This window comes from Anaerolineae bacterium (assembly GCA_016931895.1).
GTDB lineage: Bacteria > Chloroflexota > Anaerolineae > 4572-78 > J111 > JAFGNV01.
The window spans coordinates 1-24729 of record JAFGDY010000289.1 but is presented as its reverse complement, the minus strand read 5'-3'; the positions used below and the strand labels follow the sequence as shown (position 1 = coordinate 24729).

Sequence of the window (24729 nt, the reverse complement as noted above, 5' to 3'; positions counted from 1 at the left end):
TCATCATCATCTTCAACAGCAGAGGTTTTATCATGGATACCAAAAAACGCAGTCAACTTATCACCTTCTTAACCCTGGGATTGCTCTTATTATTTACTGTCACCGCCTCGTCTCAAGAAGGGGTCAACCTCGCCTTTAATGAGTTTGATTACAACGCCTTCCCTGAATTAAAAACAACTGTCACCGTTATCAACAATAGCGGTATTCCCTACCGGCAGCTACAGCCGGGCGACTTTCAGGCCGCCGAGGATGGCAAGCGGGTGGAAATCAAGACCGTGACCGAAAAAGTCAATCCCGATGTAAAAATATCGGTGGTATTGGCCATTGACGGCAGCGGCAGCATGGGCGCCGGTAACTTTAAACCCTGGCGTCAGGCTAAAGAGTCGGCCATTACTTTTTTACGGGCGCTTGGCCCGGCCGATGAAGCGGCCCTGGTTGTTTTTGGCGACGCCGTGAACACCAATGAACCCATTTTGGAAAACATTGACCCGGTGCGGGAGGCCAATTTTACAGCCGACAAACAGAGTTTGATCGCCAAAGTCGAAAACCTGCCCGACCCCGTGCCCGGCGAAACCACCACCCCTTTATATGATGGGGCCTATAAATCGGTGCGCCTGGCCGCCGAAAAAAAAGGGGGCAGCGGCAAACGGGCGGTTATCCTGTTTACCGATGGCAAAGAGGGCCGCGAGGATGGCACGCCGGTAAGCAAATTGAGCCAGGAAGCGGCCATTTCCGAAGCCCAAAATAAGCATATTCCCGTGTTTAGTATTCGCCTGGGCGCTTTACCCGATACCGAATACCTGCGGCGTTTGGCCGTGCTGACCGGCGGCAGCTATTTTGAGGCCGCCGAGGCCGCCGCTTTGGCCGGAGTTTACCAAGAAATTTCTGACCAGCTCAAAACCCAATATGACCTGACTTTTGCCTCAAATCTTCGCTGCGACAACAAAGACCACGGCCTGGAAATAAAGGTAAAAACCATAGACGGCGAAACCGTAAATACCGAAACCTTTACCGCCCTGTGCCCGGTAAAACCCGGCATCCAACTTTTTTATGAGAAACCCTCAGAGGTGGTTGGCGGCAAGCCCACCATGGAACCATTGCCAGATAACTTTGAAGTGCCTCAAAGTGACGAGTATAAACTTTTTAATATTGTGCCGGTTATTTCGGCCCGTTATCCCATTGAGCGCGTGGAGTATTTTATAGATGACGCCGCCGAACCATTTATCGTAACCAATGCCCCTTTCAGTTATTTGTGGGACACCGCCACGGTTACGCCTGGCGGCCACCGGATTCGGGTAGTAGCCTACGACGACCAATCGCCGTCTAACCAGGGCGAAAAAGCGGTGACGATGCGCGCCGGCTGGCTGGTGACGGATGAATCACTGCTGCCGGTCTGGGCCTGGGTGGTCATCATCATCCTGCTCATTATCCTGGTGGTGGCTACTGCCCTCATTTTACGCGCCCGACGCACCGAACCCGAAGTGGTCGCGGTAGGAGTAGATTATGCCGACGCTCCCACGCAACAGCCCCCGGCACCAATAGGACCGGGACCTTTTGATTTTCCCCCAGCCGGGCCAACCGCGCCCCCCTCTGCCTCGGGCGTGCCGCTGATCGTAACCGGGGAGGCTCCCGGTGTGGCGCCGCCTGGCCGGCCCGGAGTGGGCATGCCCATCCCGCCGACCCAGGCCATTGGTGAGGCTACCGGTGCCGTTGCTTTTTTGGTGATGGAACAGGGCAACCGGCCCGGCCAGCAATATCCCCTGGGCGAGCAAAACACCATTGGCCGCGACGGCGGCCAATGCGACCTGGTGATTGACGACGGCTCGGTCAGCCGCCGCCACGCCCGCATTAAACAGCAGAGCCGGGGCGTTTTTTATATTTACGACCTGGCCGCCACCAACCCCATCCGCGTTAACGGGCAAGAAACCTCCGGGATGAGATTGGAGGACGGCGATAAGATTGAGTTAGGCCGGGTGCGGTTGGTGTTTAAACAAGTTAAATAAAAGGGTGAGTATTTTGGACGTTTCAAACATCATCCTTGTATTCATCATCCTGGCAATGGTTGTTGTCATCCTGGCGCTGCTTATTAGCGACCGGGTACGGGCGCACATCAATATCTTTGGCAAAAACAAATTTTCCATTGAAGCCAACCGGCAAGGGCGCAACCAGGCCAATCCCCGGCCTAAACCCAAGCGGAGCGGCCAGAAGATGCCCACCATCTGGTTTGAAGCGGCGCATAGCCAATGGCGAAGTCATAACCTGAGTGGGTATCAGGAAGTTTACCTGGGCGCCGGTCCGCAAAATACAGTGCGCTTGCGGGCGGACTCCGGCGCAGACATGGTTCAGGCCCGGGTATACTGGAACGGCCATCGTTATAAAATCTGCAATCTATCGCGCCGGGTGCCAACGATAGTTAACGGCAAAGCTATTAGAGAACAAAATTTGGGGAATGGTAACAGAATTCAGGTTGGCAGCACCATCCTTATTTTCAGAGCTGCTAATAAATCTTAAGAGGTAATATGTTTGAAGAAGGCCAAATCATCGCCAATCGTTACAAGATTTTGAATGAACTGGGGCGGGGCGGCATGGGGGCTGTTTATCGGGTGCAGGATACGCAGTTGAACCGGGTGGCCGCGTTAAAAGTGCTGGCCCCTCACCTGGCCTGGGACCAAAAATTTGTGCAGCGGTTTAGCAGGGAAGCGCAGTTGGCCGCCAGCCTCCAACATCCCAACATCATTACTATTTTTGATGTGAATCAGGAGGATGACCGGCACTATATTGCCATGGAATTTGTGGGCGGGCGCACCCTGGACAAAGTGACACAAACTCAGGGTTTGCCCGCCTTGCCCCAAATTTCTGTCTGGCTCAATCAAATTGCCGCGGCCCTGGACCACGCCCACGCTCACCGCATGGTTCACCGTGATGTGAAACCGGCCAATATTATTTTGCGCAACGACGGCCGGATTGTTTTAACCGACTTTGGCATTGCCTGGCATCGTGATTCTACCCGCATCACCACCGAACAGGGCAGCGTGGGCACGCCTTTTTACGCCTCGCCTGAACAGATCAAAGGGCAAGAACCCACCGTTCAATCAGATATTTATTCCCTGGGCGTTGTTATTTATGAATTGCTGGCCGGACAACCACCCTTTGTGGGGGACACAATGGCCGTGTTGTACGCTCACGTGCATGAACCGCTGCCTTCTATTCGCGCCGCCCGGCCAGATGTGCCCAAAGCGGTGGAGAAGGTGTTGGCCCAGGCTTTGGCCAAAGACCCCGCCACACGTTTTGCTTCGGCCGGCGCTCTGGCCCGGGCCTTTGCCGCCGCTTGTGGCGTTTCAGGTGAAGTCGGGCAATATACCCCTCCGCCCATTTCTGCACAGGGAACCGTGCCGGATGAACCGCCCACAACGGTTTGGGATAGTTCTGTACTCGGCCCTTATCCGGCCCCCAACAAGAAACGGCGCAAAAGTAACCTGCTCGTTGTGGCCGCCGCTTTGCTGGCTGTAGCGTGCGTGGCCGGAATGGTGACAACGGTCGTATTACTGGGTAGGGATAAAGAACCGGAAACAGGCACGGCAACAGCTATAGCGGGCGAGGGGCAAATGAAGATTTCCTTAGAGGTCAAAAAGACAACTATCCCTGCCGCTACTCCAACCACTCCTGTTGTTACGGTAGCCAAGCCTATTTCTAAAATAACCTCTACCGAGAGTTCAGAGGGGGGGAAAGAATTACCCCGTCCAGGTGACGCTACTCCAACCGGAGAAATGGCGGCAGGTATTGCCGGTGAAAAATGGCAACCTTTAACCTCTAATTTAAATTTGCCCGGCGACACGCGGCAAGAGCACCTCACCCTTGCCGCCGACTCTTCCGGCCGGTTGGCCGTGGGCTGGCTGCAGCCGGAAACCGGCCTGCTAGTGACCGCCAGCGAAGACCGGGGCCAAAACTGGACGGCGGCGCGGCGCATACCCATAACAACCAACCGGCCTGATGAAGCGATCTTAACCCCACTGGCCGATAATTGGTTAGTTTATGATGAACAGGGCCGCCTGTTTGCTGTTTGGGTTGAAAAATCGGGGGGTACTACAAAAGTATTCAGCAGTTTAAGCCCCAATAACGGCGGCTCCTGGAAAGCGCCGGTAGTGGTCAACGACGAATCCCGGCCGGCTGATCGCTATGGAGCTAACCTCATTTCCCTGGGGTCGGAGCGGTTGGGCGCGGCGTGGGTTGAAACCAAGGGCGCTTCTTTTGACCTTTACTTTGCTGCAAGTCAAAAAGATAGTGAAACCTGGAGCAGCAATGAAAAACTGGCCGGTTCCGGCAGCCCCATCATTCCCGGCAATGTTGTTCGATTTGAAGACTCGCTTTGCCTGGCCTGGGTGGAGCAGAACGAGGACAGAGACCAACTTTATATGATCACCTCCCGCGATTTGGGCCAAACCTGGAGCGCGCCTCAAAAAATTATTACTGAAACAGGGACAACGTATAGCCCGCCTTACTTAACCGCGCTGGCCGAGGATAAATTTTTGATGATTGTATCCTCGCAAGCAGGCCAGGGAGAAGATGACCAACAATCGGGTGTTTTGGCCGCCCTACTGGAAACCGGCGCCGGATCTCATCCCGAATTGAATTGGCTCAGTGATGACAATGGCAAACAGGCCGGCCGGTGGGAGGATGTGAGTTTGGTCAGGGGAGACAACAACGTTTTTTACGCCACCTGGCTGGACGATAGGGACGGCGAACTGAAAGCCTATTTATCACGCAGTATCAACGGCCAACAGTGGTCTCCCAATATTCCCCTAACAATCAGCCGTAACCGGCTCGTGACCGATCTGTGGTTAGCGGCCGGGCCTGAGGGGGCTATTTTTGCCGCAGGCCATATCGTTACAGGCGACGAACAGAAAACGGCGCAACCGTTTTTGGCCCAAAGCAGTCCAAACCCTGAGTTGGAGCTGGCCAACCTGCCCACGGCCACGCCGCTGCCCACTAAAACGTCCCCTCCGCCCTCGTCGGTTAACAGCGATGGCGGAACTTACCTGCTGACCTATTCCAAATGGGACGGCCAGTTTCACAATGCCTATATTGCCGATACAAACGGCAAAAATGAACGGTTAATTATGCACCGGGTGGCCGGGCCTTCCTGGTCGCCTGACGGGAAGCGCCTCTTTTTCTTTGGAGAGCAGGGCGTAAACCAACAAATCACTATAGACGGGCGGGTGGATTGTGAGTTTGGCACCATTAGCGGGGGCATTGTGGCTATTGATGTGCCGCCTACAGGCGATATTTGCGCCGTATATTACGGCGTCTGGTCTTGCGAGCGAAAGCAGGTGGACGTGCATTTGCCACCCGGTGATGTATGCGAACAGGCCGGATATAGAGTATTTCAAAATCTTGACTGGAAAGAAGGCAGCGCGCGTTGGGCCAATGTGTCGCCGGATGGGCAAGCAGTGGCCTACGACGCCCGGCCGGGCGGGGATTACCGTATTTATTTTAGAAGCTTGGCCGATAATCCGCTGTATCGTTTTGAACTGGTGGGGGAGCAAGGCGATTGGTCGCCCGATGGGGAGCGTTTGGTCTATCGTTCTGGACGAGACAACAAGCAGGGTTTGTGGATTTCTAACCGGGATGATTCAGGCCATATCAATCTTACCTTGCACGGCACCGATTCATTTCCGGCCTGGTCGCCAGATGGCCGCGCCATTGCCTTTAGCCGCGAGGTGGATGGCAATATGGATATTTACACCATCAATGTAGATGGTTCCAATTTGCAACGTTTGACCGACGCGCCCGGCCCTGATACCTTGCCCACGTATACGCCCGGCGGCGGCATTATCTTTCGCAGCGCCCGTTCCGGCAGTTGGGGTATCTGGAAAATGAACGGTGCCGGCGCCGGTCAAACGGAGATCATTGCCAATGCGGGCATTCATCCCCAAGAGTGGGCCAAAAGCCGAATGGACGTGCAGTAGGTCATTCCTCATCAGGGGCTTATTTCTGGGAGATACTCAGGTTAAGAAAGGGAAAATTAGCTATGAGTCAGGCATCGCTTCATTACAATAACCGGTCAATTGCCTTAAATAACCAGCAAATAACCATTGGGCGTCACCCTCAAAATAGCCTTTACCTGGAAGACCCCAACGTATCGCGGCAGCATGCCGTACTGGTTCATCAAAACGGCCGATGGATAGTGTATGACCAGGGCAGCTCGCACGGCACTTATGTAAACGGGCAACGCCTGCTTAAGCCTCATGCCCTAAAATCCGGTGACCGGATTCAGATTGGGGCCACGGTATTGGTTTTTCAGGGGCAGGCTCAGGCCCAGCCCTGGCAGCAGCCCACCAGTTTTGGCGCGCCCCCGCTTCACCGGGCCAACAAGTTTGATTTACAACATTTTTGGCAAAGTTTAACCCAAAACCGAAAGTTTTCGGTTTCCGGCACGCTGTTGGTTTTGTTTTGCTTTTTTCTGCCCTGGACGCGTTTATCGTGCGCCGGTCAAACTCGAGACTTTAGCGGTTATCAAATGGCCGCCGGCCTGGAAGGGCAAAGTGGCATTACTTACCTCTGGTTGGCGCCTATAGCGGCCATAACCGTTTTAGTGTTGATTTACTTGCGGTACAGCGGCCGCCGGCAGGGACCGCAGGCTTCCGCCCGGTGGGAGTTAGGCGCATCCGGCGTGGGGCTGCTGGCGACCCTCTGGCTGGTTATTAGCCCTCCCGGTGTTTACCATCAGGCCAAACAAATAGGGCTGGAGATCAGTTTATTGTTGGGATATTGGGGCACGCTGGCGGGATTTCTGTTAGCTGTGTGGGGCAGTTATAAGAATTATAAAGAAAAGGGTTGATGGATTGCGTTTTTTAGGGCGCTAAACAGAACACCGAGCATACTTTGGGCAATATTAGGCAGAGCACAGCTATCTACCTATAAAAAATCTACCTTTTAGAGAGAAAAACCATGACAGATTTTATTGGTCAAACCATTGGACAATACAAAATCACCGGCAAAATTGGCGAAGGGGGCATGGCCGTGGTGTATCGGGCTTATCAAGAGGTGTTAGACCGGGACATTGCCCTTAAGGTACTGCCGCCGGAACTAACGGCTCGTAACGCCACCTTTGTTCAAAGATTTCTACAAGAAGCCCGCGCCGCCGCCAAAATGGACCACCCCAACATTGTGGCTATTTACGAGGTAGGGCAGCTGGATAATGTCTACTATATCGCCATGCCGTACGTCAAGGGAACTTCGCTGGCCAATCTGGTGGCACAGGGAGAAGTGCCGCCGGCCCGGTTGGTTAAAATTATCAACCAGATTGCTGAAGCGTTAGATTATGCTCATCGCCGGGGCATCATTCACCGGGATGTTAAACCGGCCAATATCCTCATAGCGGAACATGACCGCGCGCTTTTAGCCGATTTTGGCATTGCCAAGGCGGCGGAGCAGGGAACGGGACTGACCCGAACGGGCATGATGGTGGGTACGCCGGCCTACATGGCCCCGGAGCAAGCCAAAGGGCAAACGGTGGTGCCGCAAACAGACCAGTATGCGTTAGGCATTGTTACCTATGAAGGATTGACCGGCAAACCTCCTTTCTCTTCTGAGGATAGTTCTTATTCAACCTTGTATAAACATGTCCATGAACCAATAGACCTGACCGTTCTGCCTGCGCCGTACCAATCTGTTTTGCAGCGCGCTCTGGCCAAAGAACCGGGTCACCGTTTTAGCACAGTGAGCCAATTTGGCCAGGCCCTGCAACATGCGGCGCAAGGACAGGTGATTGCCTATCCTACACCGGCCACGCCCCTGCCCGGCGTTAAGTCCACACCGTTGCCGTACGGGGGCACACCTTTACCGTTTTCGCCCCCGGCCAAAAAGAAGTTCCCGGCCTGGATTTGGGGCGGCGGAATAGCGATGGTGGTGGTAACATTAATTTTGCTGTTGTCGTTTTTCAGCAACAAATCTCCGGCGCAGGCCACAGATATTCAAAACGCCACGACTATGGCGTTAGCGGTTCAGGCTACTAAAACGGCGCAACTGGCTTTGGTAGAAACAGGAACGGTTCAGGCCGCTACTCAGGCGGCGCAGGCGGCTACAGAAGCGGTCCGGGCCGCCACCGAATCGGCCCGGGATGCTGAAATGGCTACCCAAAACGCCATGCTGGCCACCCTGGCCAATCAAAATCAAAACACGCCGGTTATTCAGGTGGTTACGGCTACGGCCACCGATACCCCCGTTCCCACCGATACACCCACCGCTGCGCCTACGCTTGCGCCTACCTTGCCCTCACCAACCATAAACATGGCCTCTGGCCCGTCATCGTCTCTCCTGCAAGATTTTGAAAGTGAAAACACATGGCGGAGGGGGGATCAGCCCAACGGCGAATTCCATCGCTCCTCTGTTCAAAAATATAACGGTCATTACGCCGGCCAGCTTATGTACAGATTCCCTGGCCAGGATAATGATTTTGTGGTGTTCCAGCAATCGCACGCCCTGCCCGGGCAGCCAAATGCCATTTCAGCCTGGGTTTATGGCGATGGTTCTGGTCACTATCTTAATGTATGGGTTAAAGATGCTAAAGGCCAGGTCTGGCAAGCGCCCCTGGGTCAAATTGAGCACACCGGCTGGCAAAAAATGACCGCCTGGTTAGACCCAAAGGGGGAATGGCCCCATACCGCTATTAGCGGCCCCGACAACGGCGCTATAGATTATCCCCTTAGTTTCAACGCCCTGGTGTTGGACGATATTCCCGACAGTTTTCAGGGTCAAGGAGCCATCTATATTGATGACGTATCAGGCGAAACCAAAACCGCTGCGGATGTAGCCGAAGCAATACCCCAGGAGGCCATTACCGCCACAATAACAACACCGACCAAACAACCCCCCGGCGCCCCTGCCGGACGAATTGCCTTTCCGGTTGACGACGGGGTGGGGCACTTTGATATTTGGGTGGCTGAATTGCCCAACGGCAAACCGTTTATGGCCCTGCAAAGAGCGCGACAGCCCAGTTTTTTCAAGGGTGATGGCCGCCTTTTGGCCAATGGTCAAGATAGCGTTAGCGGCCAAAATAATATTGTTATGGCCGGCCGCTACTTTGACCAGATTGACCTGGTCAGCGACTCTCCAACGGACGAACATCCTTACTGGGACCCGGATGGCACTCGATTTGTTTACGGCAATCCCAATTTGGTGCCGGGACGAGCCGGGAACTCGTTTCTGTTTGTGCAATGTTCAACCAAACGCCCGCAGTATGAAAACGCCGAGGAATGTAAAAACATTTCTACCTACGGCATTATAACGGGGCCGGACCACGAATTGGTGGCTCAGTCGCCGGTTTGGACCACGGACGGCAAACAAAACCTTGCTTTCCGCCGAATGGGTTCAAGTCAAGATGGCATCTACCTGATTGGTTCCTGGGCCACCCCCCGAGATGGCGGCGGTTTAAAACCGCGCTTGTTATTAGCCTCGCCGGATGCTTTACCCAGCGACACCCTGGGCGAAAACCTTTATTTTTCCGCCGGCAGCATAGACGGAAATTGGGAGGCTTACGCCGTCAGTCTTGAAGGCGGTGCTCCCCTTAACCTTTCAAACAGCCCGTCATCTAACGATGGTTTGCCCACCGTATCACCGGATGGCCAGTGGGTGGCTTTTGTCTCCGACCGGGATGGGGTGTGGGGCATTTGGCTTGTTCCTGCCGTTGGCGGCAAACCCCAAAAACTATTTGATTTCCCAAGCGCCAACCCATGGGGGTCTTCCGGTGATCGCAGTTGGACCACCGAAAGGATTTCTTGGGGGCCGTAAGTTTATTCCTTATCAAGAGGTTGAGCATGGATCTCATTGGACAAACAATTGGGCAATATAAAATCACCGGCCAAATTGGCAAAGGCGGCATGGCGGCGGTTTACCGGGCCTACCAACCGTCGCTGGATCGCCAGATTGCCCTGAAGGTGCTGCTGCCGCAGCTAACGGCCGACGCCACCTTCATTGAGCGGTTTTTACAGGAAGCGCGCGCTGCCGCCAAAATGAATCACGCCAATATTGTGCATGTTTATGATGTGGCTGAGGTCAATGGCCTTTACTATATTGCTATGGCCTATATCGAAGGAGCATCGCTGGCCGATATATTGCAACAAGGAGCTATGCCCCCGGTACGGGCGGCCCATATCATTAATCAGATTGCCGGGGCCTTGGACTATGCCCATGGGCGGGGCATCATTCACCGCGACATTAAGCCGGGCAACATTCTGGTGGCCGCAGGTGATCAGGCCTGGCTGACCGATTTTGGCATTGCCAAAGCCGCCCAACAGAGCAGCGGGCTGACCCGCGCCGGCACAATGGTAGGCACGCCGGCCTACATGGCTCCAGAACAAGCCAAAGGACAGCCGGTAACGCCCCAAACCGACCAATATGCCCTGGCCGTTGTAGCCTATGAAGCCCTGACCGGCCATCCGCCTTTCCAGGCCGATACTTCCCAGGCCATCCTTTATCAACATGTGCACCAGCCGCCTGATCTTTCCATGCTTCCTTTGCCTTATCAGTCAGTCTTGCAGCGCGCTTTGGCCAAAAAATCCGGGCAGCGTTTTACTTCTGTCAGCGAATTTGGCCGGTCGCTGCAAAACGCGCTCAAGGGTCAGTTCGTTTCTGCAACACCCTACTCCAAGCCACAAACCAAAGTCAATCAATCCTTTTGGTTGTGGGTTGGCGGAGCGATTATCATTGGTCTCATTCTCTTGGTGGTCTTTATGGCCGGCTCAAAATCCGCGCCTGAAATCAGCCGTGTCGCCAGCCCTACCCTTATTCCCAAAACTGCCACGTCTATCCCTACCTCAAAGCCTCCCTCGGCAACGCCTACCCCTACCCCTCTCCCCACAGAAACTCCAACCCTGGCCAGAGCCGACACTCCCACCCTGGCGGCTACAGCCACCGCGATTCCTCTGGATGACCTCCTGTTTCAAGACAGCCAGATAGATGCCGCCAGTTGGGTGGTTGGCCCTTTGGACCAGGGGGATTTCATTTCCTACAGCCGGGATGGCTTATACCATTTTGATTGGTTTGATTCCAATGGGGCCACCTGGGATTTACCGGATGAAACAATTTACCGGGATTTTGCCGTTGAAGCCAGGGGCGAGTTGGTGGCGGGCGACAAAGATCACTCTTATGGCCTTATTTTTAGAATGGTTGACGAACACAATTATTATACGGCCGAAATCAGTGAAGATTTTTTTAGCATTGGCAAACAAGAAGATGGCGAATGGGATTTTTTGTTAGAGTGGGAACAGTCGCCGGCTTTAATAGACGGCGGCCCCAACCATTTACAGGTAGTGGCCAGTGGAGCCAAAATTGATTTGTATGCTAACAATATGCATGTCGGTTCTGTTGTGGACGGCACATTCAAACAAGGGAAAGTGGGCATTTACGCCAGTGGGCTTAAGGGCAATCATGTGGCTTTGCATGATTTTAAGTTGTGGTCTTTGCCCGGCCAAACCGCAACGGTGAAAGTATCTACCCCCATTCCTGCTGCTACACCTATCTCTACTTCTACCCCCACTCCGAAACCGCCGCCCAAACCAACGGCTGTTTCGGCGCAAGTAGCCGAGGCTACCTTAAATAAAGGTCCCGACAGCATTTACCTTTTCGGTGAAGGGGTGGAATTCTGCTTCCGCTTGGCTATTCCGGCCCGGGCCAAAGCCATTGCGCATGAAGGGAATAGCGGCCAGGATATTGTTTTGGGTCAATGGGACTCGCTTGGCCCGGCGGGAGCGTGCGTTAGCGGCCCTATGGCCATCAGGGGCAACTGTTACATTTTATTAGAAGCCTACGGCAGCCGGGGTGAAATTACCGCCAGCGATTTAGTTAGATTTCGCGTTGACCGGTAGGTTAGATCACCTTCGGTTGAATGTTTCCAAATAAATTGGAGAAAGGTATCAGCAATGACCAATACGATGATGGGGTTTGACCCTCTGCCCACCGGCGCGGTTCTTGGCGGCCGTTATCGCCTTTTAGAAGTGATTGGCGCGGGCGGCATGAGCCGGGTTTACCGGGCCGAGGATACGCGCCTGGGGATTACGGTGGCCGTAAAAGAAAACCTGCAAGTGGGCCAGATGGGGCAGGGCGAGTCTCGCCGCCAGTTTGAAAACGAAGCTCGCTTGCTGGCTAAATTATCTCATCCCAATCTACCCAAAGTATCCGACCATTTTTTTGACGACGAAACCGGCCGGCAATACCTGGTGATGGAGTATATTGAAGGGGACGACCTGGAAACCATTGTTCGCCGTTCCGGCTTGCTCAGCGAACAGGTGGCCTTGAATTGGCTGGGCCAGGTCCTCGACGCCCTGGAGTACATGCATCGCCAAAACCCGCCCATCATCCACCGCGACATCAAACCGGCCAACATCAAAATCACCCCGCAGGGCAAAGCCGTGCTGGTTGATTTTGGGCTGGTCAAACTGGCCGGGCAGGGCACCATGACCGGGGCGCGAGCCGTGACCGCGGGGTACTCGCCGCCGGAACAGTATGGCTTTTCCACCAGCGCCCGGAGCGATATTTACGCCCTGGGGGCCACGCTATACACCCTCTTGACCGGCCTGGTGCCGCCGGAAGCGCCGGTGTTGATATCCGGGGACAGGCCCCTGATCCCGCCGCGCCAGGTGGTCTCGCAGATTTCGCCGGGAGTTGAGGCCGCCCTGCTGCGAGCCATGGCCATGAAAACCACGGAACGATGGGAAAGCGTAAGCGCCTTGCGCCAGGCCTTACAAGGCCAGACGGTTGCCCCCACTCTTTCCCAGACCTCGCCTTCCCCTCAACCGGCTGCATCGCGCCGCGATACGGATTCCCATCCAGGTGTCTCGCGTTCCTCGACCGGCCCGCGCCCCGGCTCCACCCCAAAACCGGGCGGTTTGCCAATCTGGGCCTGGGGGGCGCTGGCGGCGGTAGTGGTTTTGGCCGTGGCCATTGGTTTAACCATGGTGGAGAGAGAACATGAGCCAGAAAAACCTCAAACCGGCATCCTTTTAGCGGTCGGTTTGACCAAAACGCCAACTCCTACTCTGGCCCCAACGTCTACCCCTCGTCCTACGCCGGTACCGGATAACGCCCCCAAAAGCCAACCCAAAAATGATGGCTCATCTCAAGATAATTGGGATGCCGTAGTAAAAACATACTTTGCTTATCTCCGTGACGGGCCAGGAGATTCTGCTGAAGCAATAGAAATTTTACAAGGCGGAGACGGCTTTGATTTGTTGGCGGTTAACAAAGAGCGCACATGGGTAAAAATAACGGCCCCTGGCCGGATGGGTTGGATAGCGGTTGACAAACTGGAACTGAATATTTCTCTGGATGAACTGACAGAAGTTGAAGCTTCAACCAAGCCTACCCCAACCCTAAAACCCACCAGTACCCCTCGTCCCACCCCCACCCCTACCGCGACGATGGACGCCGACCCAACCGTGTACGATAATTTCAACAATCCCGCCCACGACGGCGGTTTTAATCAAAGTCTATGGACGTATTGGAGCGACCCGCCCAATCAAATTGAGCAAAGAGAGGGAATGTTGGTCATAACCAAAGATGGAAAAGTAGAAGGCACAAATTTGGCTTTGCATAAATATGAATATGTCCACTTACGCACTCTAACCTCAAACTCGCCTACCTTTTTTGAAGCGAAACTCATGCTGGATAACAACAAACATGCCTCGGGTAATGTCCAGTTACATTTTAACGCTGATCTGGTGGTAGGAGACGCTTGGTTTGCCGAATGTGGTATCGGCGATGAAGGCTGGGCTTATTGTTTTGATACACTCTGGCCCTGGCAAGAAGAGCATAGTTATGATGCGGAGGGAAAACAGGTAAATTATGGCGAGTGGCATACCTTCCGCATCGAGTTAGACCCAGGCTCGATGACATTCACCTACTATATTGACGGCCAAGTGGCCGGTTCGCATGTGCCGGTTGATGCCGAACAACTCAAAAATGCCAACTTTACGGTCTATGTCGGCGTTTGGAGCGACAGCACAGACGCCATTGTTGGCTACATTGACGATGTGCGGATTGGGCAAGTTGAACCATCTACCGCTGCGTCGGCAAACACACCTGCCACCCATGGCTATCTTTCGCAATTTCAGCCCCAGGCCGTACAGGTGGGTTATGAGACATTCTCTATTGGAAGATACGCCTTTGATTCCGATTCCGAGTCTGACAATGTGCATGCGGGCGACCCTATCATTGTGCATAATGTTGAATATCCGCTTGGCCTTTACGCGCATGCGCCCTCCATGCTGGTCTACAATCTGGGCGGGAACTTCTCTGAATTCCTGGCCACCATCGGCATGGTGCAATCCATTGAGTGTGGCGATGGGGCGGAGTTCATTATGCAACTGGACGGCAATGAAATCTACCACAGCCCCACCATGTTCAGTTATTCCGAACCGCAAAACATTCAGGTGAGCATAACCAATGGCCAACAATTAACCCTGATCACCGATGACGGCCCGGCCGATAACAACGGCTGCGATTGGACAATCTGGGGCGACCCGTTGGTGCGCTAACCCAAACAACTTTCACCGTTCTGGAGCTAACTATGACCGAACTCATCGGCCAAACCATTGGCCCGTACCACATTACCGGCTTTATCGGCGAAGGGGGTATGGCCGTAGTCTACCGCGCTTACGAAGAAGCGTTGGATAGAGAAGTGGCCCTAAAAATCTTGCCGGTCCAATTGACCCGGGACCGGGTGTTTGTGCAACGCTTCATGCAAGAAGCCCGCGCCTCCGGCAAAATGATGCACCCCCATATTGTTACTGTTTATAGCGTGGGCGAGTTTGACCAGGGGTACTACATTGCCATGGCCTATATTAAAGGCCACTCCCTGGCCCAAATTTTGCAAACTCAACATGCGCTGCCCCCGGCCCGCGCGGCCCACCTGATCGGCCAGATGGCCAACGCCCTGGATTATGCCCATCGCCAGGGCGTGATTCACCGTGATGTGAAACCCGGCAATATCCTGGTGGCCGAAGGCGACCACGCCTGGCTGACCGACTTTGGCATTGCCAAAGCCATGACCGAGGGCGGCCTGACCCGCACCGGCACTATGGTCGGTACGCCGGCCTACATGGCCCCTGAGCAGGCCAAAGGCCAGCCTGTGAGCGGGCAGACTGACCAGTATGCCCTGGCTGTAGTGACCTACGAAACTCTCACCGGCCATCCCCCCTTTGACGCCGATACCTCGCATGCCATTTTATACCAACACGTGCATCAAGCCCCGGATCTAAGCTGGTTGCCGTTGCCGTATCATCCCGTACTGCAGCGAGCCTTAGCCAAGACGCCGGAAGAACGGTTTACGATGGTGAGTGAGTTTGGACAGGCTTTACAATTTGCAGCCAGCGAGCAAATCACCCCGGTATCCCTTCAATCACCTGTTTCAACTACGCCGCCGCCAAGGCCTGTTGTCTCGTCTGACCAGCGTTTGCCAAAAAGGCGACTGCCTGTTTGGTTATGGGCTGGCGGCATTGCCGCCATCGTGGTCATCTTACTTCTGGTTTTGTCTGTCTTGACCGACCAAAGGAATCCTTCACTCATATCTACCTCCACACCTATCATTTCAGATGATTTCAGCATTAACGAGGGCCGATGGGGGTGGCTAGAAAATGATATAGGAGTCATTGAGATATTGGACGGTTTTTTATCTATTTATGTTGAACAGCCATATTATACAAAATCTTCTACTTATCTCTCTCCTCTACAGTTGACTGATTTTACGGTACAAGTAAAAGCAGCCCCTATCGCGGGATCGCGTGATAATAACTACGGTTTCTTTTTCCTCAACTCCAACAGGGATGTGATATATTTTGCAATTTCCAGTGAGGGTTATTTTTGTGTGCAAAAATCAGAGAATGGCACCTGGCATACTCTACAAAATTGGACAAAAAATTCAGTAATTGTTAACGAGCTGGGAAGAATAAATCTGTTGGCAGTTCAGGCTAAGGATAGTAAATTTACTTTCTATGTGAATAATCAGCCGATGATTCTTCTCGAAACCGCTGAACCTTTTATTGTTACTGAACTGGCCTTGGCTGCTGGCACAGAAGGTGAACAAGGCGGTGTAAGAGTGGTATTTGATAATCTGGTTGTATATGAAGAGTAACAGGTGTTTATGTTTGCTTGCCTCATAAAAGGAACTCAGCATGACAAATCTCATTGGTCAAACGATTGGACAATATAAAGTTACCGGCAAAATTGGCGAAGGAGGGATGGCGGTGGTTTACCGCGCCCGCCAGGAGTCGCTGGACCGCGACATTGCCCTCAAAGTGTTATTACCCCAATTAACCGCCGATGCCACCTTTGTTGAGCGTTTCTTTCAAGAAGCGCGGGCTGCTGCCAAAATGACTCACCCCAACATTGTCACCATCCACGACGTGGGCCAGGCCAATGGGGTTTATTATATCGCCATGGCCCATATTGACGGCGTTTCCTTGGCCGACATGCTGCGGCAAGGCCCGCTGCCGCCGTTTCGCGCCGCGCACATTATCGGCCAAATAGCCCACGCCCTGGATTACGCCCATAGCCAGGGCATTATCCACCGCGATGTAAAACCCGGCAATATTTTGGTGACTCGTGATGACCACGCTTTTTTAACGGATTTTGGTATTGCCAAAGCCGCCCTCGAAAGCAGCCGCCTGACCCGCACCGGCACCATGGTCGGCACGCCGGCCTACATGGCCCCGGAGCAGGCTAAAGGCCAGCCCGTGAGCGGCCAAACCGACCAGTACGCCCTGGCCGTGGTGGCTTACGAAATGCTGACCGGCCATCCTCCCTTTGACGCCGACACCTCGCACGCTATTTTATATCAGCACGTCCACCAGTCTCCAGATTTAAACTGGCTGCCGCTGCCTTACCAGGCCGTTTTGGGGCAGGCGTTGGCCAAAGAGCCGGAACAGCGGTTTCCCACCGTCGCCGACTTTGGCCGTGCTCTAGATAATACTGGTCGGGGGCAATCCGCATCGCCGTCGTCTCAAACGCCTGTTTCAACGCCCCTGCCGACCCCCACTCCCGACCGAAATGTACTCAAGAAGCGTGTGCCGGTTTGGGTTTGGGCTGGCAGCGCAGCGGCTGTATTGGTGATATTATTAATGGTGTTTACGTCTATAAGCAGTCAAAATGCCATACAGTCAGGCTATACTGCCACCGTTGAGGCGCAAGGAACCGCTACAATTCAAGTTAGGCTAACCGCCGCCCAATCTACTCTTGGGGCCCAGCGAACGGCCACTACTGAGGCAAAAAGCACTGCAATAGCCCAACAAACCCAAGACACAGTTGCCGCTCAAACTCAACAAACGGCCACTATTGAGGCCCAACATACAGCTACCGTGGAAATGCAAAACACAGTCTTGGCTCAATTTACTCTTGAATCCCAACGAATAGCTACCGCTAAAGCAGAAAGCGTCGCAACATCCCAAGCGGTTGAAACAGCCTCGGCCAGAGCTTGGGCCACTACTATGGCCGTTACGGCCGAGGCCCAATATGCCGCCACAGCCCGGGCCGCTGAAGCCACAGCTACAGCAGTTGCTGCTGTCCAGGCCGAACCGACTCCAACCCCCTTACTGCCTTTATTTGGTCCGGTAAGTGGCGAATTGGTTATGGAAGATGATGATTTAATTGAAGATTATTTCGCCGGGGTTTCTGTGCGTGATTTTTTAGTGGCAGCGATATTCTTTAATCCCTATTCAGCATCAACCAACTCTTGGAATTATGGTTTCTCATTCCGTCATCAAGGGTATGATGAGCAATTGCGTCTGATCATCTTCTCTAATAACACATGGGAGTTACGGAATGGCCCAAATAATTCTATCGCCGGCGGCTCAATTTCTAATTTGAATACTGGCGATAACGAGGCCAATGTCGTCGTTATGATTGTTAAAGATGACGGGGGTGAACTCTATATCAATGACGAGGTTGCCTACCTTGATCTATCGGCGCGAACCAATTATGGTGATATCGCTGTGGCTACAGATTTTATTAATGGTGAATTTGTTGATGGCGCTGTAGTCCGTTACCAGGATTTTACTATCTTCGGCCTCGAGTGAGTGGGTTAGGTTAAACTTGTGACCAAATCCGATAATTTATTATCCGGGTAAAAATATTGGGTTTCATATTGTTCAACTAATCTATTGCCAAAATAGGATTATCTACAGGCGTCTGGCTCATGTTTTGGATAGGCTCTAGGTGAAAAAATGAACCAACGACAAACCAACACCCCCCTCCTTATTGCCGCATTAATTATCATCGCCGTTGTGGGCGGCCTGCTTTGGTTCAGCCGGCAGGAGCGCCGGCCGGCAGTGACCGTTCCTACCGCCACGCCCGCGCCTGACCGCTCCCAACCGGGGCCGGTGCAGGAACGGGTGGTAGAGGCCATGCGTAACAATCAGCCCGAAGCCCTCCAGGGAGAAATCGGCCCCTCGTTGCAGGAAATGTTCTCTGAGGATAGCTTTCGCCAGGGCATGCAAGCTGCCGAGACCGCCGGCGGCCCGGTGCAAACGGTGGAGGTGCTCAAACCGCCCGCCATTATGAGCGCAGACCCCTGGAACGGCCAATGGGCCGATGGTTGCGTTCGCCTGGCCCGCGAGCGAGCCAGCCAGTTTTACGTGCTGCGCTATTACCTGGAAGAAGGAAAGTGGTGGCTCTTTGCCACCATCGAAGTTGAGGCATGCCCATGACAACTGCTTATCACCGCCGCTATCTGTTGCTTGGCTTGCTGTGGTTTGGTCTCAGCCTGATATCGGGTTCGGCAGGAACCGTTGCAGCGCAAGCGCCTGCCTGCGACCCCACGACCTACGGCCAGGAACTGCTGGCCTACGCGCAGGAGCATAACAACCCGGCCCAAGAACAGCATCCCCTGGTGCTGGTGCATGGCTTCAACAGCAGCGCGAGCATGTGGGGCGATGAAAACGACCCCCACAGCCTGTATGGCCGTTTGATTCAAAAGTACGACCCAAGCCTGGTGCATCGTTTGAGTTACCCGCCCGGCCCTAACGGCCAGCCGGACGGCGAGGCCGATGTGACCTGCACCGCCCGTTACCTGATGGAAGCGGTCAATGTGTTAAGCCAGGTGGACCGGCAGCGCGGGGGCAGCGGCCAGGTGGACATTGTGGCTCACAGCCTGGGCGGGCTGGTGACGCGCCAACTGCTGGCTTATCGCCACAACGCCGGGCCGCGCCAAACCCAATACCAGGGCAACATTGGCCGGTTCATAGACCTGGCCACGCCCCACAGCGGCAGCGAATACATTAACCTGTATAACCAGGGCGCCGACGCCGTAGCCGAGCAATTGACGCGGGCGGTGCCAAATAAAATGGCCAAGCCGGTGATTCGCAGTTTTATCAAAGAATTTGTCAGCGCGTCAACCGATATGATTTCATTGCTCCCTGATCCCGAAAGCCCGGCCGGGCAGCAGCTGGACCCCAACAGCGAGTTCATTAAAACCTTGAACCAACGCCCCAATCCCAATGATATTGATTATTACCTGTTATACAGCGATATTGGCATGAATGTGGCTACCAAATTTTTTGATATGCCGGTAGCCTCGGGCCAGGTTTTGAGCGTGGGCGATTGGGTGGTCAGTAAAGACAATGCCACCACCATCCCCAACCTGGGCGGCCGGAGCGGCCCCAATCCGCCTTACTACCAACCCTTTGGTTTCGACGCCGAAATAACCCTGCATTACCAGGCGGTGCTGCTAAAACCGGAGATCAAACTGGACAATCTGGACCAAATGTTACCTCTGGCTGGAGCCTTGTTCCATACCAATATCCATCAAAAGGAAGAGGTGCGCCAAAAAATCCTGGAACTTCTGGAAAATGAATATGTGGCGGTCAACCAGCCGCCCGTAGTTACACCGCCTACCGTTCCCCCTCCGGTCATTGAGCCTGAGCCGGTGATTGACATTCAGCCGGTTGACGGCGGCCACACCGCCACGGCTCTGGTGTTTGATGTGTCCGGCAGTATGGAAGAACCGGAGCCGGGCGGAGCCAGAAAAATTGAAGCCGCCATCACCGCCGGCCATGATATTTTGAACCTGATTGACACCGAAAATACGCTCGCGCCCGGCGCGCACCAGGTAGGCGTGGTCAGTTTTAGCAACAGGGCCAAAATTAACCTGCCCTTGAGCCATAACCCGGACGATGCGCGCCGGATGATGGGCCAGCTTTCCCCGCTGGACCAGACCAATATGGCCGCCGGTCTGGACCGGGGCATTGATATTCTGGAAAACGCGCCTTCAGGCGCGGCCCGTATCCTGCTGCTCTTGAGCGACGGCCAGCCCACCACCTCCGACGCCAATCCCCAGCCGCCTTTTATATTTGATGAATTGGAGTACGTGGATGATTTAAAGGATGAAATCCTCAACCAACAGGTGCCCCGGGCTAAAGCGGCCAATATTTGCATCTTTACCATTGGATTTGGCCGCCCCGCCCCCCTGGGCGCATCCGGCGCGTTGGACGAGTCTTTTTTGCAGCAAATTGCCGCCGGTTCCGGCTGCGGCCGGTATTACAATGCTAAAAATGCCTTTGAACTATCTACGGTTTATTTGCAATCTCGTCACCAGGCCCTGGGAAAATTAATTACCCAATACAGCGGTCAAATAAAACAGAATGAAACCGTCAATCTGAACGGGTTTCAGGTAGCCGGGGGGGCGCAGCAGCTTACCGTCAGTTTGAACTGGCCGGGCAGCCAATTGGCTTTGCAGTTGATAGACCCCCGGGGCCAGCCGGTAGAGGCCAATTATCCAAATTCCGTGCGCCGCGAGTTTGGCAATCTGGTGTATTTGGTTATCCAACGCCCGCCGGCCGGTCAATGGCAACTATCGGTAACGGGGATGCAAGTGCCATCCGGCGTCACCGACTTTAACGTGTTGGTGTCTACCCGCACCTTAAAGACGGCTTCGGGTTTTAATCCGCTTTATCTTCTTACCGGCGTGGCCGTTTTGGGCGGCCTTGTTTTGCTGCTGCTGTATCGCCAGCCGCGCCGGACGGCAGCAATCAGACCCCCGGCCCAACTGCCCGGCGTTGAAGCGCCGGGAATAGGGCTGGTGGGCTTTGCCAACAACCTCATTACCATTGGCCGCCACCCGCGAGACCATGTGGTTTTGCCCGGCGCTAACGTGTCTCGCCATCATGCCCGCATCCAGCGGGTTGGCCGGGAATATATTTTGGAAGATTTAAACAGCGTTAATGGCACATTGGTCAACGGCCAGCGCGTGAACCGATATTCACTCAACCACGGCGACCAGATTACCATTGGCGACACAACGATTATTTTCAGGATAAATTGAGGTGAGTTTATGAAAAATATCATTGAAATTGCCATGGGAGTGGTGCTGGGACAGGCTCTCTGGGGCTGCGCCCCCTTTATTCTGCTGGCGCTTTTATTTGGCGGCTGCCTGGTGTTTGCCGTAAGCGCCGAGTATTGGTGGGTTATTCTGCTGGTGATCGCGGTCATCGCTTTGCTGAACCTGGGTACCGGTGGGGCGCAACGCCGCCACACCATGGGCCATTACGCTACCCGCCTGACCGGCTACCGGCCCAGGCCCTATCGTTTGCCCACCGCTTGGTCGCTTAAAATCACCAATCCCGATGGCTCCATCTACCGGCTGCCGGTGCACCAATCCGGCTGCTGGGTGGGGCGCAGCCACGATTGCCAACTCTGCTTACACGACGCCATGGTCTCGCGGCATCATTGTTGGATTGGCCCCAAACAGGGATATTTGCAGGTGTATGACAATCGCAGCCGGTATGGCGTTTTGGTTAATGGCCGCCGGGTGTCGCAAGCTTATCTACACCCCGGCGATGACCTGCGCCTGGGACAAACCAGGGTACAGGTAAGATAACAATGAAAGGAAAGGCCGCTTCAGCCATCCAAATCGGCTTTTGCACCGACCCCGGCCGCGCCCGCGAACATAACGAAGACGCCCTGGGGCTGCCGCCGCGCCGGCCGGCCGGCGTTCTCCGCCGGCAAGGGAGGCTGTGGGTAGTGGCCGATGGCATGGGCGGCCACCGGGCCGGCGACGTGGCCAGCCAATTGGCCGTGGAAACAGTGCAAACCGTTTTTTACCAAGCCGCCAATAACCAACCGCGGCAGGCATTGGCCCAGGTCCTTGAGACCGCTGTCCAGGCCGCCAACCAGGCCGTGTATCAGCGCGCCCAACTGCCTGAATGGCAGGGCATGGGCACCACCCTGGTGGCCGCGCTGATTTATCAAAACCGGCTGATGATTGCCCACGTGGGCGACAGCCGGGCCTACCTGCTGCGCCACCGCCGTTTTCAGCGTTTGACCGAAGATGATACCTGGGTGGCCGGCCAGGTGAAGGCGGGCGTGCTGACCCCCCAGGAAGCCGCCCAACACGAACAAAAAGGGGTCTTGACCCGCGCCCTGGGCCGGCGGCCGGCGGTTGACGTTTCCATTGGCGCCTATCCCTGGCAACCCGGCGACACCTTTTTGCTCTGCACCGATGGGCTGACCAACTGCTTGAGCGACCAGGAGATTGCCGCCATCCTGGCCCAGGCCCCGCCGCAGCAGGCTGCCGAGCAATTGGTAGCCCGCAGCAATCAGCGCGGCGGCCCGGATAACATTACCGCGCTGGTGGGATACCGGCCCAAATCCGGGGCGCGCCGTTTTTGGTTGACAAATTTACTGGACCGCTCGGAGCGAGCCTGGCCCGGGCTGGCCTTGATGGCCCTGGGGCTGGGCCTGCTGGCGGTGGTCATCCTGGCGGCCGTGGTCCGCTTCTTTTTCACCAACGACCTGCCCTACGAACCGCCGCAGCCGGTCATAACCTCGCCGCCTGTGCCCGGTTTATTGTTTAGCGGCCGGCTGGAACGGGTCGCCCGGCAGGGCGAGGTGTGGCAATTAACGGCGCGCAACACCGGCGGGCAATATCTGGTTTACTGCCGGCCCGGCGGCGGCAAAACTTTTCCGGAATCTGCGCCCTTGTTGTACAACCTGGTGGTGGTATACGGCCGGCGGCCCGCCGCCGACCCCCAACACGTGGAAGCCGATTTCATCGAGGCCGAAGCCTTTCCGTACAATGGCGTCAACTGGTATCTGTGGTGCGACCAATTTTCGCCCACCGGGCAGGAGGTTTTGGTGCAGACCAGTTTATCCAACCAGAACGCTTTTTACATCCGTTTTAACCAGGCCCCGGAAACCGTTCTGCCGCAAATACCCTTTTCTCCCCCGTTTTTTATCCGGGGGCAGTGGCAGAAAGCCGATAACACCTACCTGTTTTTGACCAATCCCGAAAAGATTTTGGATGAAAATGGACAACCTTATTAGTTTAAAAAAAAGTTTCTATTTAGCCATCCTGACAAAGGTTTCTAAAAATGTCATTTCGAGGCCGTCAGGCTGAGAAATCTCTTTCTAAAGGTACGGCTTTGAAAAGATTTCTCGTCGCTACGCTCCTCGAAATGACATGCCTGAGGCAACTACAAAAAAGATAGAGAGGCGCATAATATGACCAAAAAACCCAAACGTAACCCCCGCAGTAAACCGGCCGCGGCCCGCAGCCCCATTAAAATTCAGCCCTACGGCGAAAGCAATATTGGTCAGCAGCGTCAGGCCAATGAGGACTCTTACCTGGACTTGAAGGAGGTGGCCAAACAGGACCCAAATCTGTATGCCCAGATTGCCGAACGCGCCACGCAAATGGGGCCGCTCTGGATTGTGGCCGACGGCATGGGCGGGCACGTGGGCGGCCAGCAGGCCAGCAGGATGGTGGTGCGAGAAATTATGTTCCACTACTACCACGACCCCGCGCCCGACCCCGGCCAGCGTTTGGTTAACGCGATCCACCGGGCCAACGCCGCGGTGTACGGCTACGCTCAGGAGCATCCCGAATTACAGGGCATGGGCAGCACCGTTGTCACCGCCGTTTTGCAAAATGGCTCCCTGCACGTGGCCTGGGTGGGCGACAGCCGGGCCTACCTGCTGCGGCAGGGCCACTTGACCCCCTTGACCGAAGACCACTCCTGGGTGCAGCAGGCGCTCAAACAGGGCACCATTACCAGAGAAGAAGCGGCCGCGCACCCCAATCGCAGCGTTATTTTGCGCTCCATTGGGGCCAAACCCCAGGTTGAACCCGATCTCAACCACTTCCAAACCCAACCCGGCGACATTTACCTGCTCTGCTCCGACGGCCTGACCGGCGTGGTCAGCGATGAGGAGATCAAACACGCGCTGCAATCCGGCGCCGGGCCGCAGGCGGCCGTCAACCGGCTGATAGCCCAGGCCAATGAGCGCGGCGGCCCGGACAACATCACCGCCGCCGTGATTGGCCTGAGCGCGTTCAAAGGCGCGGCCCGCCCCAAATCTAACCGCCTGCCTTTAGTGATTGCCGCATTGTTGATAGCCTTATTGGCGGTGGTGGTAATTGTAATGGCCCTGGGCGGCGGCGAAAAGGCGCGGGAAACAATCACCAAAAACCTGCCGCAAATTCAACCCGCAGCGCAAACGTCCGATACCGTCATCGGCGTTCAGACCGAAACGCCCACAACCGAACCATCTCCAACCCAAGCCCCCACCCCCATCCCGCCTACACCCACTTTAATTATTGCTACCTCTCCCATAACTACCCCCACCCCAACAGCCGCTGCCTCACCCACCATAACCCCCACCCTGCTCGTCTCGCCTACCCTGCTCTCGCCCAAACAGGATGAGTCCATCTTCACCGGCCGGCCCACTACCTTCCGCTGGCGTTGG

Annotated in this window: 14 protein-coding genes; all 14 read left to right on the top strand. The window is 55.0% G+C overall.

What is annotated here, in order from left to right; translation table 11 throughout:
* Positions 1–32: 32 nt before the first annotated feature.
* On the top strand, positions 33–2003 hold the full coding sequence (locus JW953_22085) for a VWA domain-containing protein (protein ID MBN1995394.1): 1971 nt from the start codon (positions 33–35) through the stop codon (positions 2001–2003).
* A 13-nt stretch (positions 2004–2016) separates the two neighbouring features.
* Complete coding sequence (locus tag JW953_22080; GenBank protein ID MBN1995393.1) at positions 2017–2511, top strand: hypothetical protein; 495 nt, start codon at positions 2017–2019, stop codon at positions 2509–2511.
* A gap of 8 nt (positions 2512–2519) precedes the next feature.
* The gene (locus JW953_22075; GenBank protein MBN1995392.1) at positions 2520–5966 is read left to right on the top strand and encodes a protein kinase; all 3447 of its coding nucleotides are present in this window, start codon (positions 2520–2522) and stop codon (positions 5964–5966) included.
* 62 nt (positions 5967–6028) lie between these two features.
* Positions 6029–6838 (top strand): FHA domain-containing protein, encoded by an 810-nt coding sequence (locus JW953_22070; GenBank protein ID MBN1995391.1) that lies wholly within the window; start codon positions 6029–6031, stop codon positions 6836–6838.
* 110 nt (positions 6839–6948) lie between these two features.
* The gene (locus JW953_22065) at positions 6949–9789 is read left to right on the top strand and encodes a protein kinase (GenBank protein ID MBN1995390.1); all 2841 of its coding nucleotides are present in this window, start codon (positions 6949–6951) and stop codon (positions 9787–9789) included.
* Positions 9790–9815: 26 nt separating this feature from the next.
* On the top strand, positions 9816–11864 hold the full coding sequence (locus JW953_22060) for a serine/threonine protein kinase (protein ID MBN1995389.1): 2049 nt from the start codon (positions 9816–9818) through the stop codon (positions 11862–11864).
* Between the two features lie 54 nt (positions 11865–11918).
* Positions 11919–14531, top strand: a complete 2613-nt coding sequence (locus JW953_22055) for an NPCBM/NEW2 domain-containing protein (GenBank protein ID MBN1995388.1) — start codon at positions 11919–11921, stop codon at positions 14529–14531.
* Between the two features lie 32 nt (positions 14532–14563).
* Positions 14564–16126, top strand: coding sequence for a serine/threonine protein kinase (locus JW953_22050; GenBank protein ID MBN1995387.1), 1563 nt, complete (start codon positions 14564–14566; stop codon positions 16124–16126).
* A 40-nt stretch (positions 16127–16166) separates the two neighbouring features.
* Positions 16167–18065 (top strand): protein kinase, encoded by a 1899-nt coding sequence (locus JW953_22045; protein MBN1995386.1) that lies wholly within the window; start codon positions 16167–16169, stop codon positions 18063–18065.
* Positions 18066–18212: 147 nt separating this feature from the next.
* Positions 18213–18695, top strand: a complete 483-nt coding sequence (locus tag JW953_22040; GenBank protein ID MBN1995385.1) for a hypothetical protein — start codon at positions 18213–18215, stop codon at positions 18693–18695.
* The gene (locus JW953_22035; protein MBN1995384.1) at positions 18692–21307 is read left to right on the top strand and encodes an alpha/beta fold hydrolase; all 2616 of its coding nucleotides are present in this window, start codon (positions 18692–18694) and stop codon (positions 21305–21307) included. Before JW953_22040 ends, JW953_22035 begins: the two co-directional genes overlap by 4 nt.
* A gap of 9 nt (positions 21308–21316) precedes the next feature.
* Positions 21317–21862 (top strand): FHA domain-containing protein, encoded by a 546-nt coding sequence (locus JW953_22030; protein MBN1995383.1) that lies wholly within the window; start codon positions 21317–21319, stop codon positions 21860–21862.
* Positions 21863–21864: 2 nt separating this feature from the next.
* Entirely contained in the window at positions 21865–23307 is a 1443-nt protein-coding gene (locus tag JW953_22025) for a Stp1/IreP family PP2C-type Ser/Thr phosphatase (protein MBN1995382.1), read from the top strand.
* A 177-nt stretch (positions 23308–23484) separates the two neighbouring features.
* The coding region (locus JW953_22020; GenBank protein ID MBN1995381.1) for a Stp1/IreP family PP2C-type Ser/Thr phosphatase at positions 23485–24729 on the top strand (1245 nt) is incomplete at its 3' end.